At 51.7% G+C, this 13997-nt stretch carries 28 protein-coding genes, 1 tRNA gene and 1 pseudogene; 3 read left to right on the forward strand and 27 right to left on the reverse strand.

What is annotated here, in order from left to right; genetic code table 11:
* Window positions 1-167: 167 nt before the first annotated feature.
* From ACXPUX_RS11655 to ACXPUX_RS11780, 26 genes and pseudogenes are all read right to left on the reverse strand, one after another.
* Window positions 168-650: a hypothetical protein gene (locus tag ACXPUX_RS11655; RefSeq protein ID WP_458828440.1), complete on the reverse strand. Its 483-nt coding sequence runs from the start codon at window positions 648-650 to the stop codon at window positions 168-170.
* Window positions 651-835: 185 nt separating this feature from the next.
* Complete coding sequence (locus ACXPUX_RS11660) at window positions 836-1126, reverse strand: hypothetical protein (protein WP_458828441.1); 291 nt, start codon at window positions 1124-1126, stop codon at window positions 836-838.
* Entirely contained in the window at window positions 1123-1656 is a 534-nt protein-coding gene (locus ACXPUX_RS11665) for a DUF1064 domain-containing protein (RefSeq protein ID WP_458828442.1), read from the reverse strand. Before ACXPUX_RS11665 ends, ACXPUX_RS11660 begins: the two co-directional genes overlap by 4 nt.
* 4 nt (window positions 1657-1660) lie before the next feature.
* A complete protein-coding gene (locus tag ACXPUX_RS11670; protein WP_458828443.1) occupies window positions 1661-2533 on the reverse strand; it encodes a hypothetical protein in 873 nt (290 codons plus the stop codon).
* Between the two features lie 142 nt (window positions 2534-2675).
* Entirely contained in the window at window positions 2676-3083 is a 408-nt protein-coding gene (locus ACXPUX_RS11675; protein ID WP_458828445.1) for a hypothetical protein, read from the reverse strand.
* Window positions 3061-3237: a hypothetical protein gene (locus ACXPUX_RS11680; protein ID WP_458828446.1), complete on the reverse strand. Its 177-nt coding sequence runs from the start codon at window positions 3235-3237 to the stop codon at window positions 3061-3063. Before ACXPUX_RS11680 ends, ACXPUX_RS11675 begins: the two co-directional genes overlap by 23 nt.
* A 186-nt stretch (window positions 3238-3423) precedes the next feature.
* Window positions 3424-3945: a hypothetical protein gene (locus ACXPUX_RS11685; protein WP_458828447.1), complete on the reverse strand. Its 522-nt coding sequence runs from the start codon at window positions 3943-3945 to the stop codon at window positions 3424-3426.
* 9 nt (window positions 3946-3954) lie between these two features.
* Window positions 3955-4341, reverse strand: a complete 387-nt coding sequence (locus ACXPUX_RS11690) for a hypothetical protein (RefSeq protein ID WP_458828449.1) — start codon at window positions 4339-4341, stop codon at window positions 3955-3957.
* Between the two features lie 18 nt (window positions 4342-4359).
* Window positions 4360-4698 carry a hypothetical protein gene (locus ACXPUX_RS11695; RefSeq protein ID WP_458828450.1) on the reverse strand — a complete coding sequence of 113 codons (339 nt, stop codon included), beginning with the start codon at window positions 4696-4698 and terminating at the stop codon, window positions 4360-4362.
* Window positions 4698-5351 carry a hypothetical protein gene (locus ACXPUX_RS11700; RefSeq protein WP_458828451.1) on the reverse strand — a complete coding sequence of 218 codons (654 nt, stop codon included), beginning with the start codon at window positions 5349-5351 and terminating at the stop codon, window positions 4698-4700. The genes ACXPUX_RS11695 and ACXPUX_RS11700 overlap by 1 nt, the downstream gene beginning before the upstream one ends.
* Window positions 5348-5611, reverse strand: coding sequence for a hypothetical protein (locus ACXPUX_RS11705; protein ID WP_458828452.1), 264 nt, complete (start codon window positions 5609-5611; stop codon window positions 5348-5350). The genes ACXPUX_RS11700 and ACXPUX_RS11705 overlap by 4 nt, the downstream gene beginning before the upstream one ends.
* 277 nt (window positions 5612-5888) lie before the next feature.
* A complete protein-coding gene (locus tag ACXPUX_RS11710) occupies window positions 5889-6047 on the reverse strand; it encodes a hypothetical protein (protein ID WP_458828453.1) in 159 nt (52 codons plus the stop codon).
* A complete protein-coding gene (locus ACXPUX_RS11715) occupies window positions 6040-6297 on the reverse strand; it encodes a hypothetical protein (protein WP_458828454.1) in 258 nt (85 codons plus the stop codon). Before ACXPUX_RS11715 ends, ACXPUX_RS11710 begins: the two co-directional genes overlap by 8 nt.
* Window positions 6294-6858: pseudogene (locus ACXPUX_RS11720) on the reverse strand (MT-A70 family methyltransferase). Before ACXPUX_RS11720 ends, ACXPUX_RS11715 begins: the two are co-directional and overlap by 4 nt.
* A 12-nt stretch (window positions 6859-6870) precedes the next feature.
* Window positions 6871-7413, reverse strand: coding sequence for a 3D domain-containing protein (locus tag ACXPUX_RS11725; protein WP_458828455.1), 543 nt, complete (start codon window positions 7411-7413; stop codon window positions 6871-6873).
* Entirely contained in the window at window positions 7391-8572 is a 1182-nt protein-coding gene (locus ACXPUX_RS11730) for a hypothetical protein (RefSeq protein WP_458828456.1), read from the reverse strand. The genes ACXPUX_RS11725 and ACXPUX_RS11730 overlap by 23 nt, the downstream gene beginning before the upstream one ends.
* Before the next feature lie 36 nt (window positions 8573-8608).
* Window positions 8609-8685 (reverse strand) — tRNA-OTHER (locus tag ACXPUX_RS11735).
* 421 nt (window positions 8686-9106) lie between these two features.
* Entirely contained in the window at window positions 9107-9565 is a 459-nt protein-coding gene (locus ACXPUX_RS11740) for a hypothetical protein (RefSeq protein WP_458828457.1), read from the reverse strand.
* Complete coding sequence (locus ACXPUX_RS11745; protein WP_458828458.1) at window positions 9546-9710, reverse strand: hypothetical protein; 165 nt, start codon at window positions 9708-9710, stop codon at window positions 9546-9548. The genes ACXPUX_RS11740 and ACXPUX_RS11745 overlap by 20 nt, the downstream gene beginning before the upstream one ends.
* A gap of 4 nt (window positions 9711-9714) precedes the next feature.
* Window positions 9715-10194 (reverse strand): hypothetical protein, encoded by a 480-nt coding sequence (locus tag ACXPUX_RS11750; protein ID WP_458828459.1) that lies wholly within the window; start codon window positions 10192-10194, stop codon window positions 9715-9717.
* 14 nt (window positions 10195-10208) lie between these two features.
* Complete coding sequence (locus tag ACXPUX_RS11755) at window positions 10209-10724, reverse strand: helix-turn-helix domain-containing protein (protein ID WP_458828460.1); 516 nt, start codon at window positions 10722-10724, stop codon at window positions 10209-10211.
* Between the two features lie 270 nt (window positions 10725-10994).
* On the reverse strand, window positions 10995-11174 hold the full coding sequence (locus tag ACXPUX_RS11760) for a hypothetical protein (RefSeq protein ID WP_458828461.1): 180 nt from the start codon (window positions 11172-11174) through the stop codon (window positions 10995-10997).
* Between the two features lie 117 nt (window positions 11175-11291).
* Window positions 11292-11597, reverse strand: coding sequence for a hypothetical protein (locus ACXPUX_RS11765; RefSeq protein WP_458828462.1), 306 nt, complete (start codon window positions 11595-11597; stop codon window positions 11292-11294).
* Entirely contained in the window at window positions 11575-11739 is a 165-nt protein-coding gene (locus ACXPUX_RS11770; protein WP_154251985.1) for a hypothetical protein, read from the reverse strand. The genes ACXPUX_RS11765 and ACXPUX_RS11770 overlap by 23 nt, the downstream gene beginning before the upstream one ends.
* Window positions 11736-11966 carry a hypothetical protein gene (locus ACXPUX_RS11775; RefSeq protein WP_458828463.1) on the reverse strand — a complete coding sequence of 77 codons (231 nt, stop codon included), beginning with the start codon at window positions 11964-11966 and terminating at the stop codon, window positions 11736-11738. Before ACXPUX_RS11775 ends, ACXPUX_RS11770 begins: the two co-directional genes overlap by 4 nt.
* 11 nt (window positions 11967-11977) lie before the next feature.
* Window positions 11978-12136: a hypothetical protein gene (locus tag ACXPUX_RS11780; RefSeq protein WP_015538234.1), complete on the reverse strand. Its 159-nt coding sequence runs from the start codon at window positions 12134-12136 to the stop codon at window positions 11978-11980.
* A gap of 81 nt (window positions 12137-12217) precedes the next feature.
* On the opposite strand from ACXPUX_RS11780, the gene ACXPUX_RS11785 reads away from it, so the two are divergent.
* Window positions 12218-12409 carry a hypothetical protein gene (locus ACXPUX_RS11785; RefSeq protein WP_458828464.1) on the forward strand — a complete coding sequence of 64 codons (192 nt, stop codon included), beginning with the start codon at window positions 12218-12220 and terminating at the stop codon, window positions 12407-12409.
* On the opposite strand, the gene ACXPUX_RS11790 is transcribed toward ACXPUX_RS11785, so the two are convergent.
* A complete protein-coding gene (locus ACXPUX_RS11790) occupies window positions 12396-12608 on the reverse strand; it encodes a hypothetical protein (RefSeq protein WP_458828465.1) in 213 nt (70 codons plus the stop codon). The two genes, ACXPUX_RS11785 and ACXPUX_RS11790, sit on opposite strands and share 14 nt — an antisense overlap.
* Before the next feature lie 162 nt (window positions 12609-12770).
* On the opposite strand from ACXPUX_RS11790, the gene ACXPUX_RS11795 reads away from it, so the two are divergent.
* Both ACXPUX_RS11795 and ACXPUX_RS11800 read left to right on the forward strand, forming a co-directional pair.
* Window positions 12771-13253 carry a helix-turn-helix domain-containing protein gene (locus tag ACXPUX_RS11795; RefSeq protein WP_458828466.1) on the forward strand — a complete coding sequence of 161 codons (483 nt, stop codon included), beginning with the start codon at window positions 12771-12773 and terminating at the stop codon, window positions 13251-13253.
* 128 nt (window positions 13254-13381) lie between these two features.
* Window positions 13382-13930 carry a DUF4236 domain-containing protein gene (locus ACXPUX_RS11800; RefSeq protein ID WP_458828467.1) on the forward strand — a complete coding sequence of 183 codons (549 nt, stop codon included), beginning with the start codon at window positions 13382-13384 and terminating at the stop codon, window positions 13928-13930.
* Window positions 13931-13997 lie beyond the last annotated feature (67 nt).

A 13997-nucleotide genomic window follows, 5' to 3' on the forward strand; every position in this document is an offset into this window, starting at 1 on the left:
TGTTTGTTTCCCAGCGGCGTTTTTGCGTTTCGCTGAAATGTTTCACATACGCGTAATGGTTTCCGGCCGAATTTGCCTTTATATCATACGCGCGAAGGTGAAACGCTTTCACGTTTTTCGTATACCCTTCCAGGGTGCAGCGTTTGCATTCTCTAAGCTGGTGCGCTTTACTTACGCGCATTATACGCACGCGCACGGATTTCTTCCGCCTGCGGCATATCGTCAAGGCTTTCAGCAAGCCGCACCAAAGCTTCTGCTTTTATCCGCTTTGTGTGCGATACGCTGTACCCGATTTTATGCGCCGTTTCCTCCGAACTGTGGCCACACAGCCATAATTCCGAAATCACTGTTGTGTACACAGTCTTTAGTGACCAGATTTGTGCGCGGATCGCAGCAAAGTCCCCACGCAGCACCACTTCTTGTACTTCTAGTTCCCGCAAACGGTCAATGCTCCCCAGTTCTTCGGCTCTCTGGGCAATGTCTGCCGTGCTGTCGCTGTGTCCGCTTCCGTGCGGCATTCCGCCGTACTCAATGCCGCGCAGACAGTTCAGATCGCCTTCCAGCAGGTCTTTTTCTGCCGCAATGGTGCGCAGCTTCTTTTGGATATCCGCCGCGTAGTCCAAAACCATTTTTGCATCTTCAATCCGCATCTTCTGCGCCCTCCTGCGGCTCTGCCGTTACTGTTTTTTTGTGGTATCTGCCTTTTTGGCTTCCAACTCCGCCTTTCGGCGGGCTGCCTGCTTTTGCCTGATCTGTAAACCCAGCGACTTTTTGAAATACGCCGGGAGTGGCTTTTTCTTAGGCTTCCCCATGTTCTGCACCTCTTTTCTGCGGTTTATCTTCCCAGTTCGACAATAGGCCCCATGATTTCAATTTTATCTTTCAGCACCCGGCGCTTTTTCAAGCTGGCAATGATTTCTTGCTTGTGTGCCGTGTAGAATTTTTCTCCGACCACAAAATACCGCAGTTCCGGGTTGAACTGCTGCCGAATGCGCAGGCAGAAGATCATGTGACCATCTACCGGCACATCCAGCTCATAGACCGCGATCTGACCGGTTTCTTTGCTGATTTCACGGCAAAGAAACACCGCGTTTGTCTCAAACCTTGCCTTTTCTTCATCTGTCACAGCTTTTCACTCCTTCCTGCCTGTTTTGCAAGGCGTTTCCACTCCCGGATTTCATCCTTGCTGTCCGGCGTGATGATTTCCGTGAACTTATAGCCTTTTGGCTCTGCGATCAGGTCAATAAACAACCGGCGGCGGTAAATGTAGTCCCGCTGTGCCCGCCGGGTGAATTTCGACTTGATTTCTACCACTTCCACCGCGCCATCAGCATACACCAACACATAGTCTGCCGTATATCGCGCCGCTGGCAGTTTGACATTGCCATACTCCTTTGCAGGCAGCAGAGGAAAGGCAACGTGCGGCGTTGCCTTGATGATCCTGCCGGATTCAATGCCCGGCACCACCACGGATATGTAATACTCGTACTCTCCCCGGCTCTCGAAAGTTCTCCCGATTTTCCCAGCAGACTTTGCCGCATCCGCCAACGTCTGCTGTACCGGGATGCACTTTTCCCTTGTTCGTCTGGCGATTTGGGCTTCTACCTGTGCCCGGTAGCGCGGCGGCAGATCGTCCAGTTCTAGTCTTGCGCTCACCTTTTCACCACCTTCTGCTTAAAATTGCATAACACTGTGGCTCCGTCACTTCCCAGCCATCTTCCCGGGTTTGGTCTGACTTGTGCAGTTCTCCCGGATCGTAAACAACGCTTTTTTCCAGTTTCCATCCCGGGAAACGCTGGCTCCACCAGTATTCATCGTTCTGCATATCTCCGCAGGCGTCCCTCAGTTGACGACGGCTCCACTTTGTATCGTTCGGTGCCTGCTCTTCCGGCAAAATCAGGTTTTTGGTTTCGATGCATACACGCTCTGTGTGGTTGTAGATATACCCGACCGTTCCGTACTTTCCTTGCGTTGTCTGGTCTGTTCCAAGAATTTTTTTCATGTCAATGCGATCCGCATTCATGGTTCCCAGACTTTCATACTCGTTTGTTCCGGGAATACGGCGACGCCAGAGGTCTTCCAGCATTTCGCGCACTTCGCGGCGGTCGATCTGGTCAAGCCCGATGCACTCTACAAAGCCGTGCATATGTAAACGGCCATCTTTGCCCTTGCGCACAGCCCAGAGCATCATTTTGATTTTCTCCCGGGCAATCTTGAACCGTTTGCAGATTGCAGCAATTACACGGCGCTTATAGTTTTTTACTTCCCGGACGCATCCTAGAAAATCGTCTGGCAGAAAGATTTCTTCAAACGTCCCAGACAGGAAGAACCCGTCTTTTGTGAAGTTTGTAACAACTTTCCTCTGCTTTTTCCTCAGAGAGGACATTTTGTTTCTGGCTTTCTGTCTTTCGCCGGACTTCTTCTGCTTCTTCCCTCTGGTGTTCCGTTCCTGCGGGGTAATGGCGTAGAGACACACAGCCATATAACTATTACCACAGATAATCTTTTTTTCTCTGATATAGTTTCTGCGCATCCCTATCACCTCCTGCCCCGGTCAACTTCCTGTGTTTATTTTTCTTCTGTGGACCATCACAGTCACAGAAATAACGGGTATACAAGCTCCCCAAAGAGGACTTTCGCCCCTTTAGGTTATGCTTTTCGCCATTTTCTGGCAGTTAGTCTTTCGGTGCCGCCGGGTAGTACATCCAGTGTGTCACATTACCGTGTTCACTGAACTTGTCGTCCTTCCCCTCAACAAACCACTGTCCGTTGCCATCGTGTATTTCATAGTGAGCATCGTGCTGAGTGCCATCTGCGCAGTATGCCCACACCTTCATGCTGGTTTCTCCGGAGTAAACTTCATCGCCATCATGCCAGGTTTCATTGTGGGTGGGCGGTGGATCACTCGCCCGCCGCCATTCTGGTACTTCCACTACCGGTGCGCCGTCCAGTTCTTCGATGCAAGCTCTAAATGCGCTCTGGATCATCGCATCCACAACCACGTTTCCCGTTTTTGTTTCCATGATTCCCAGCAGAATATTATTTCTGACCGGCAGAGCATCAATTATCATTCTTTCGCTCATTTGCTTTTTCCTTTCTGGCTTTATTGCCCAAGGTGGAAAGATTTCTTTTCTTTGCTGCTGCGCTGAGAATTTCTTTTCTGCATTCCTTGCAGTAGTGAGTGTGCGGACCGGCTTCATAGACCTTTCCGCACCTTTCGCAGATTTCTTTAACCATTGTTTTCTGCCCTCCAAAATTTAGTCATCGTTTCGGAGTACAGCTTGTAGCACTCTGGGCAAAGGTCAGTGTCTTTGATTGGCCCTTCTTTCCACGCCCTGAGAGCTTCCGAATAGCCGCTTTTGTACCGATCCAGCATTATTTCTTTTTTGCAACGATCGCAAATTCTTATCTCGACATCTCTTCTCACTTTTTTGTTCTCCCGCCTTTTGCTTTCTTTTCATCATGCTTCGGCTCATGATCTTCGGTGGTTGTCAGCTTCACAGTGGGTTGCGGCTGATCCGACCGGTTCAGCGGCTTATCAAAGCACACGTTCATCCGGTCTCCCTCCGGCTTATCGTGCCACGCCAGCGCATGACGAATGCCCAGCCAGACCGTTTCTGCGCGATACGGAACCCTCATACCGTCTTCGATGAGCGGGTGGCAGGCAAACATTTTATATGTTCTTTCCATATCGTCCTGCATCGCGTTCCGTCTGTCCAGCGCTTGAAAAAGACTGTCGTTTTCGTCCTCTATCGCTCTGAACCGTTTTGCATCCACATCGGCATAGTGCTTCGCCATGCAGAGGTCTTCTGCCAGATCATTAAACTGCCCCATGTGCAGGCGCAGATACATCTCGCAAGCAGCCTGCACAGCTTCCGCCACCGGGCGGCTCATTGTCACCGTGACGGTTTCAACTTCCGCCGGGGTATCTTTTTTCTTGTCCATGCTGTCACCTCAAATCCTGACGGGTGGAGCGCCGTATCCGTCGCGCACCACAATACCCTCTTTTTCGGAAAGAAACATCATGGTTTTGAACGGGAAGTTTGCTGTGCTGATGCCTGCTTCATTCGCAGCATCCGCCAGCATCTTGCACGGGCCATAGTCGCACACGATGGAAAGATTAAAAATTCTCTCTGTCGCGCCTTCTTTAATGTGCTTGCTCAAAGCCTTTTTAAACACGTTTAACTGATCTAGCGTAACGTCCTGCCGTTTCGCGTCTGCAATGAAACACGCCATAACGGAATTGATGCTATCATCCCCGTTGCTGTGGGGCTGACTGTCAATCAGCTTTCCTGCCCACCAGCTGACTGCCTTTTCGATGGTTTCTTTGGTCAAATTCATGATGTTTTCCTCCTTTCTTTAGAAAAGTTGTTCCATCTTTTTCGGCCACCGGCGCTGGCTCCGTTCCAGCTTGCAGATCATTGCTGCCAGCTGGATTGCTTCAACCGCCATATGAACAGCCCGGTGTTGCATTTCCTTCAGGTCCTCTTTCGGGATTTGCAGGTCTGCCTTGACCTCGTTCCACAGGCGTTCTTCAATCCACCTGTCCAGCAGATAGCGTTCCGTTTCCGCTTCGCTCATTTCCTCCCGGACCACTGCCCACCCTTCATGTGCGCTATGGAACATCGGAAAATTCTGGTTTGCGGCTCTCAGCTCCTTTTTGACCAGCAAACGGACATCTTTTTCTACAGCATCCATTATTTTTCCTCCCGATTTTCAACTTGTGCGGTTTTCTCAGCCACTTCCTGGTCGGCCAAGCCCTGCAAGTCATCGTGCATCTTTTCGATGATTTGTTTTTGTCGTCTGGACATCAGCTCCGCTATGATTTCGTCCAGATCATCCGCCACGTTGTCCTTGATATTCATAGGCGCAATCAGTGCCCGAAGGATCATGCCGTCCTTCACGGCATAGATGAACCGTTGCTCCTGATTGGTGGGGCGTACACAAATCTGCGCAAATTCCTTGTTCAGCTCGCCTTCCACCGGTTTCAGCAGTTCTGACCGAATGAACCCGACGCTGCCGTCAGGATTTCGCAACGCGATAAGTTCTTCTCCGTTGATAACGATCCGCGTCTTGATTTCAGAGGTGGTTCCTTCATGTTCCGGCTCGTCATCCCACCTCACGCCGTACAGTTTTCCGTCGATGGTGTATTCTTCATGGTATAAGATGTTCTTCATCTTCTTCTGCGGAATTCCCAGCATAGCGCCCAGCTCTCCCGCGTCCTGTGTTCTGGGATAGCCGTCCATGCAGTAAAAAGCACTTCCCGTGCCAACGAAAATCCTGCCGCCGTTGTTGATTACCTCACAATGCCCGCAGCCCTTAATCTGGGCAGCCAGTGCAGAAAGTTTCATCTTCTCACCACCTCCACGTCAGGATCACCGTCTTCGATGAACTCAGGATAGGCACTCTTTGCGCGTTTCCTCGCTTCGCGGACTGCCGCATTCGCATTTTTTGCTTCCAGCTTATACGGCAGATACATATTTTCTTTCGTATAGCTGTCAATGCCAAACAACATGATGCTGAACTTCGCCATCGTCTGCTCCCTTCTGTTTATTTTTCTTTCGGTGGGCATTTCCGGGCTTGAACCGGGTGGGGCCTGTCCCATGCTCATATAAAAAGAAGCCGCCGCGCCGGGCGGCTCCACGCTTTACCTATGCTTATCTTCCCATGGGTTGATATCTATTTGCGCACTCCATATTCGTGCAAAATCGTTCTGTTTCAATGATTTTCAGCGGTTTCCCACAATATGGGCAGAATGTCGGCTGCGGCAGAGCCGGTTCTTTTCCCTCCAAACTCTGTTGTAACCGATAGAGTGCGCACATGAACGATCCCGGCTGCACATACAGTACACATCGTTTCCTTGCTCTACAAATATCGCAATTCATTTTTCACCTCATCAAATACATCCAGCAGAATTTTACCAGCGCCGCCGGGACAAGCACATCCGCCACCAACCAGAGAACTGCTGCCGCGATCACCAGTACCGCGAAAATTCCGGTCGCTTCTATCTTTCCAATTTTCACTTTATGATCCATGTTTTTAGCCATTTCCCCTATCTTTGAAGTCTACAAATCGATCTTCTTCGTCTATCATAAACTCGTCGGCATTCCACACTTCTTTGCAATCCAGACAATATGCCGTCTGGCATTCAACCGGGCCTGCTGGACTTTTCGTTCTTTTCTTTAGAAGTTTTCCGCGCTTGCCAAGCAGCTGATCGTAAGAAAACATCCAATGATCCGACACGATAATTTGTCCGCCACAGACAGGGCAGGCTTTGCACTCTATGCCTTCTTTCATTCGATTTCTCCTATCTCGTCGCCCCATGCATCCCAACCTGGTACACGTTGACGTGCAAAAAGTTCTATTCTAGGGACATCTCCCAGCAGTTCAACGATTCTGCGTCTTGCTTCATTCGGCTTTGCGCTGTGTTCCTGTATCGGTGATTCTATCACTTGATGCACAGCGTGGCTCTTGATCTGAGCGGCGGCCTTGAATCCCGGTGTTACGCCAAGCAGGCAAATTTCCGCATTCGCCCTTGTGTATGCTCCCATGCCCCAAAAGTTCGTGTCGCTCTTGCGGTTTTTCTTGATCCAGACAAAGGCGCAGGTCTTGTACTCAAATCCCCACGCTTCCATAACTCGCAGAGCATCGGCAATTTGTGGGAACGTTGCCCACATGAAGCACGCCGTGCCCCCCCCCCGCAAGCTGGTGGACAGGTAACGCACAGATGTCATCCGTCGTCATAGTGTGGTAATGCTGCGCCGCATTTCCCCGGCTTTTTGGCCCAGTTCCGTGCTGGCGGTAGCTCCACGGTGGGTCAGCATAGATTACGGAATACTTTTTACTCGGAAATTCCATCTTTTTCTCCAATCATTCTGCTTCGCGGATGATCCACACCCGGTGTTCGCCGTATCCTTCCCAGTTCAGTGCATCCTCATGGCTGCCATAAACAGCCACGTCCAGCTTATTGCCTTGAATGGCTACACCGCGATCCTGCACAACGCGCACGCCAATGTTTTCTATGTACAGAACGGTTCCAAACGGCAGGCTTTCATCTGCTGCAACAGTCAGCCCCGCCGTCACCGGTGCGCCGCTGTCGGTGATGCCGTCGCCGGTGCCGCAAATGTGCTGGTATTCTTCTGTGCAGTATGCCGTGCACAGAAATTTCCCGGCATATTCCTTTGTCAGCCCATCCGGCAGGGCATTTTCATTGGCGGCAGTCTGTAACTGGTCGATAACTTCTTCATCCTTAATCGCCCTATCCTGCCAGTTTGCCAGACGGGCGGCATAGATAATGCGTTGTCCTTCCAGATCGTTGATCCGATTCCTCAAAGCCGCGTCCCTTACGCCGCCGATGAGTGCTGCTGTCAGAAGTGCGGCAAGCACTGCTTTATTGACCGTTGACATTTTCATTTCTAGTTCCTTCTATTAAATCTTCTATACATATCTGTACAGCCTGTTCCGGCGTATCTTCCCATCCGATGCCGATGTAGTCCAGCACACGACCCCAGCCGTACCAGTTTCCGTTTTCGTCCCGGCAGACGTGCTTCATCCAGAACTCCCACTCTTTGGGATTTGTCTCCCGAAGAACGTCAAACCGATGTGGCCTGCCCTCGACGTGGATTCCAAAGCCGCACATGGTGCAGCCGGTGCGCTGTGCCTTTGTGGTATACAGCTTGCCGTCTCTGTCCTTCTCGATTTCACCATATTCGGCTGGAATTGGCACGTCTAGGTTCAGCGCAAGCTGCAAAACGTCTTGTCGGTCAAAGATGGCAAAGGGCGCGCTGCGGGTGGTGGTCTTTCCGAAGTAGTTGCAGCCGTGCATCTTCAGGCTCTTTTCGCGCCGTCCGCCCTCGCTGGCCATAAGGCCCATGTAAGGCACGCTGTTGTGTTCCCGCGCCCAGTCGTTGCAGGGCTTTTCCTTGAGGTAGTAGCAGCAGCGGTCAGATACTTTGAACGGGGCCGCCTGATACCCAAGCGCCGCTCCCTCTGCATCGGCACCGCCGAACAGCTCAAGCCACTTTTGCGGCAGCTTCATCCGGCTGTTTTTCTGCCATCCGCCGTATTCGCCGGTTTCCCCGGTGATGATCGCATGCCGCACGGTTGCGTTTTGCTCTGTCGGGTTTTGCAGCAGCATGATCTTGCCTGCCTTTTCTTTGCTGATGACCGGCCAGCCAAATTCCTGCAAGACCTGAACCTTGCTTTTCAACGGCTTCAGGAACACGAAGGACGGCGCTTCGCCCTCGCCCATCCAGTTTTTGTATTCGGTCTCCATCTCTTTCGCGATCTGCTTGTGCACCTGCTGCACGCCCTTGCCTTCCAGAGATGAGCAGGACACGCATGTAACGGGAAGTCCGATGCTCTCCAAAAAGTAGTGCAGCGTGATGGAATCCAGACCACCAACAGACAGATGCACGCCCTTGTCGTGCTCTTTTGCCCAGTAGTAGAATGCCTCGGCCATTTCCTGCGCGTGCTCCACCTTGCGCTTGTAATCCCACTTTTGCATCGTCTGAAAACGCTCTATGTTTGCCAAAGAGCCATTTTCAGCCATAATCTCCTGTACGGTTTTCATTTCTTCTCTTTTCTATATTCGGTGTTTATCCTCTTGCACGGGTGGCCGGAATCGAACCGGCTTGTCTGCCGCTTGGGGATCAGGACGGCAGGCAACTTCCTTTCTACACCCGCATATCAAAACCCACCGCGCAAGAGAGGTGGCGCGGTGGGGCGACCCGTTGCGGTCGGGTCTGCTGCCTTTTGCCTGGGCAATTTGGACAGGGCGTTTCTGCGCTCACGCTGCGACGTGCCGTTCAGCTTATGCTGGACTGCCATGCGGGCACGGTTTAGGAAATACGGACAGGTCGGATTTTCGCCGCCTTATACGGAAGGTTAGCGTTGCTTTTTCGGCATCCGTATTTCCCTGCCAGTTTTGGAAGATGAACAAACCTTGACCGGCTTCCATGGAATATGCGAGCAAAGCGGCGCAGGCGGGGTTCGACCCCGCTCCCAGCGTGCTGCGGGCACACCCTGCGCCATATAAAAAACCGCCCGGTCTTCACACATGACAACTGCTTCTTATCTGCTGAAAACTCTGGCCGGGCGGTTGCATTCAGTTTGTTTTTTGGTGTGTCACACTATATTCTTCGCATTCCTTGTTGTACCCATCGCATGGCGCGCACCGCTGCGACGTGATACGGAACGTATGTTGACACTGTTCACTCTTCTGTTCGCCCTTCTTCGGGGCTGGATTGGTCTTTGTGGACCTCGCAAGATTTTTCATTTCTTTTGCTTTATATAAATAAGTATCAGTACCCAGCGGCACTGTGTTCAAGTGAAGCTTTGGTTGAATCCTGCGTGTCCGGTAACGTCGCTTGTTGTGAACAGCCCATCCCGGTTTTTCCGGCGGTAAAAGCGTATGTGTCAGGTCGTCCAGTCTTTCATAGAATCGCTTGACGTCCTCTGTGATTTTCTCAAACGCATCTTTGATCGTCTGATACATTTTCATCAGGTCGCCCACCGGGTCTTCTGACCATTCCCGCGTGCCGTGTTCAGGATCGATCGTCGTCATCGGCTTTCCGTTCCTTCCGCGCCGCAAACTGTGCAGCGCCTTCCGGGTATCTGGTGGGCTTCCCGGTCAGGTCTGCCGTTGCGGCAAACTCCCGCAGGATATGCAGCAGAGGGACAGCAACAACGCCGGTTACTTTCACGCTCATAGGTTCAGCCCCCGTTCTTGTCTTTCCGTGCCTGCTTGTCCACCGCACTGATGATGTGCTTTACCACTTCTTCCATGGGCATATCACCTGCCGGGACCTTGAACATCACGCCCTGCGCCTGACCCGGATTTTCCTTTGCCTGCTTCATTGCATCTGCAATAATTTTCTCCATCATGCTGTCTACGTCACCTGTCCGGGCGGCGGCGGGGTCGTCCTGCTTTTCCGCCGGGGCGGCGGGATCAGAATGTGCAGCGGCAAAATCATTCTGCTCAAAGGCATCATTGATTAAGCCGTCAATTACGACCTTTGCCGTCCTCGCAAAGACATCCGCTTTTGTGCGGCTACCGTTGCTAGAGTTCAGGATGATGGTTGCGACCGCAGTAGCCGCCATAAAAAGTGCTTCTGCATCTTCGCCCCTCTGGGTCACGTGAACATCATCCGCAGACATCATCTTGATGGTCAGTTTTGCAATTGCTTTGCTCATAACACAGTCTCCTTTCACGAAACCATTCTTTTGGTTTTATCTTTGCCTTCAGTGGCGAACTTTGCGGAAATGGTTTTTGCATTTTTCCTGATTGCTGCTATTAAACGTTCCGTATCGTCGTCAATTGTGGCTTGCTTATCCGCTTTCTGGCTTGCGTGCGTTTCTATCAACTCAGTTGCAAGCGTAGCGATCAAGTTTATCACCCGCGCGATGTTTCCATGTATTGTTACTCTCGCCACTTCGGTTCCATCAGCCCACTTTTCGCCGGTGTACCACGCTTCAACCCACGGTTCCTCCGGCTCCTTTCCGCATTCAGCTTTTGGCGCATCGTGTGTTTCTCCCGCTTGCAGGTCTTCCACGGTTACGCCCAGCGCCGCCGCAATGCATCGAACCGAATTTTCACTACAGCTTTTCCCACCGCGCAGGGAAGTCACCGTCACACGGGAAACTCCTGCTTTTTCAGCCAATTCCGCAACGCCGATGTTCTGCTTTGCCATTTCGGCAATCAGTTTCACGCGGTCAATTCTCACGTCTTTAACCTCCTTTTTGATATTTTATTCGGTCTGGTGGAGCATTCCGGGGTTGAACCGGTTCCGGGGCTACACCCCCGGACGCGCCTGCATACTCCATAAAACGGGCGGCTTGACAGGCTGCCGCCCACCCATGCGGGCCGCCCTATGTATTCTTTCAGTCCTCAGTAGGTAGGACCCCCGACTGTCGGAATAGCCGGGGCAGCCGTCTGCGTCCCCACGTTTCCGGCTGCATGGTGGGCGTGATCCGGTGCGCCCAGACCTTTGCGGTTAATCTCGTTGGTCTCTGCCGCCGATCAGCACGCCGCCCAGCAGTAGGATCAGCCATACCAACGCCACCACACCCACGCCAAACTCCGTTATTACTTTGACCCAGTACAGCAGTGCTGTCAGGATGACTGCCAGAACCAGCGTTCCCGCCAGAACGGCCACCAGAATAATCAGGTTCATTTCGCTTTTCGCCCTTTCTTCTGCTTGTGCTGCTGCGTCTGCCGGGACTTCCGGCGGTCTTTGCACGGGCGACAGTACAGCGTGGTCAGCGTGTCGAACCGGCGGTACGCCCCGCCGTCATGCCTTTTCTTGCTGTTGTTCATGTTCCTTCCGCTCCCTCCGCTCCCTGTTCCTCTCGATCAGATTATCCAGCTCTTCCCGGGCCTTCTGCTCTTTCAGCAGTTCATCCAATCGCCAGTACCCGTATGACTTGCCCGCCGCGTCCGCCTTGCGCACATCGGCGGTCAGTGGATCAGCGGGCGGGTTCTTATACTTCTTGCGTACCCGTTCCGCAAATCGCTCTGCGCAAACGGGGCACCGCCGGGCGGTGACGTTATTTGAAAGGATCACCGCCCCGCAGTCAACGCAGGTCTTGATTATCACCAGTCCATTCCCCCTTGTGGTTCTGGATGTAGCGCCGGATATCCTCCGCAAACTTTTTGCGCTTCCTGCGCTCTATCACTTCAAAGATGGTGTACATCGCCGCACACACCACCACGACCGCCACCGCCGCCGCGCCCATCATCTTGCACGCTCCCGCTTCAGCTGCTTTTCCAGCTCTAAGCGTTCGCACTCCCAGCGATACCGCCGGACACGCTCTTCCAGCAGGTTCACCTTCTGTTCCAGCTTCGTGGTGTATCTGATGCTGCACCAGCCCCATGTCAGCAGTGCGGCAATGGTTACGATCAGTGCGAACCATACAACCGGTTCCCGTGCGGCTGCCTGGGCGGCATCCACGCCGTATAACCACATAATAAAGTTCCTCATGCCGGTTCACTCTCCTTCTTGTCTTCCGGTGCCTGTGCACCAGCCTTTGCCAGCTTCATGCCCTGAACCACGCCTGCGATATAGGTTGCTGCTTCCGGGTTCTCTGCCAGCAGTTCGGCCATTTCCTTACTCTGGCTCTTGTCCTTCTCGCTCATTCTTTCTCACGCTCCTTTGTTGTCCGCTCCTTCCCACCGTGCTATAATCGGTTCATATAGAATAGGAAGGAGGTGTTCTATATGACCGACCGTCAAAAACTGGTTTACGACCTGTCCATGCATTGTGCTTTGGTGGATTTCAGGAACGGCTTCCCATCCACCGGAAACCCCGCTGCAAGTTTTCTGGATTCCTTTATCGGGTATGTCAGGCTTTACAGCTCTATGGATTCCGGTAAACTTGACGATGCTCTCGACGCTCTTAAAAAGGTGTAAACTCCACCAGCTTTGAAAGTGCTTCTTGTTCCAAATCCATTCTGGCACTTTCCAGCCTGCCGGACAGCATACAGATCAGCGTCCGCATTTCATTGTATGAAAGCTCTTGCTCCTGACATTTTGCGAGAATGTCATTGGCAAGGGCTTTCATGGTTTCATCGTCCAAGTCGCGCTGCGGTCTGGTCTTCGGTTCTTTCATATTCGGTTCACCCCCTTTCTGTTGCTCTTGTGTTCGTTAAGTTAACTTTACGAGTTCATTATAGTTTATCAAACTATCATTGTCAACCCCTTTTTCTTCTTTTTTCGTTGACTTAATTAACGCACCGTGCTATTATTATGGTAAAGGAGGTGAAACAAAAGTATGAAAGATAGAATCCGGGAGGTTCGAGAGCATTTTGGACTTAGTATGGAGAAGTTTGGTTCCCGCATTGGCATAGGCAAAGCGTCCATTAGTCTTTTGGAAAGCGGTAAGAACAATCCATCCGTTCAGACTATTACTCTTATCTGCCGGGAGTTCGGTGTAAACGAACAGTGGCTCCGCACTGGTGAGGGCGAAATGTTTGAGCAGACCCAGGCAAGCGTGCTGGATCGGCTGTCCACGGAATACGATCTGAGCAGGGAGCAGCGTTCCGTAATTGAAGCGTTCCTTGATCTGGACCCGCAGGAACGGGACGTGATCCTGAAGTATGTACATAACGTTTTTGACCGTTCCGCAGAATCCGCATCCCAGAGCACAGCAATACCCGATAAGGAAGCCCGGCGCATTGCCGAGAGCGACGAGTTCAAAGCCCTTCGGGAAAAGAACGAGCCGCCGGAGAGCGAATCGTGTACTACCGCCGGTTAGTTCTTCAACGTGCCGCTTCTGAGTGGCTGAAGAATCACCAGTAAATCCGCGCAAAAAGAAAAAGCCCACCGGGGGACAGGCCCGGTAGGCTTTTTCGTGTATGCATATAATGAATGTGAGGTGTCTTTATGGGTTTACGTTTTCGCAAAAGTATTAAGATCGCTCCCGGTGTGAAACTGAACTTGAACAAGAAAAGCACAAGCATCAGCTTCGGCGGAAAACACGGCGGCGTTACGGTCAACTCCAAGCGCGGTTCCAGCTACCGTGTTTCTGCGCCTGGAACCGGTTTAAGTTATACCGGTAAGATTGGCGGTTCCAGTAAGAAGAAATCTGACTATTTGTATACGGATTACGATTACGATGATTCTTATGAAGATTACGATGTCGATTCACCTTCCGCCGATTATTCTTCGTATCATAGTTTCTCTGTTGCTCCTGATCCGGGGCCTACCCTTTTTCAGAGAATGTTCGACCCTGAATATTTTGTCCCTGAAACATGGTTTGGTGTTGTTGGCTACTGCCTTCGCTATGGCGTTCTGCCCATTCTCGTTTTTCTGTACCTTGTTTTCTATGCACAGCCCCTTTGGCTTGCAGTGATTTATGCAGGCATTCGCATTCTTCCTGTTTTTTCCTGTATTGAGATCGTCCAAAAACAAAAACTTCGTTCTGGTAAGTAGTGCTTATATTTCGTTTCGTTCTGTTTTCGTCTAACAACCTGCGTCTTTCGTCTAAAGCGCAGGTTGT

This window comes from Faecalibacterium sp. PGM34 (assembly GCF_054456555.1).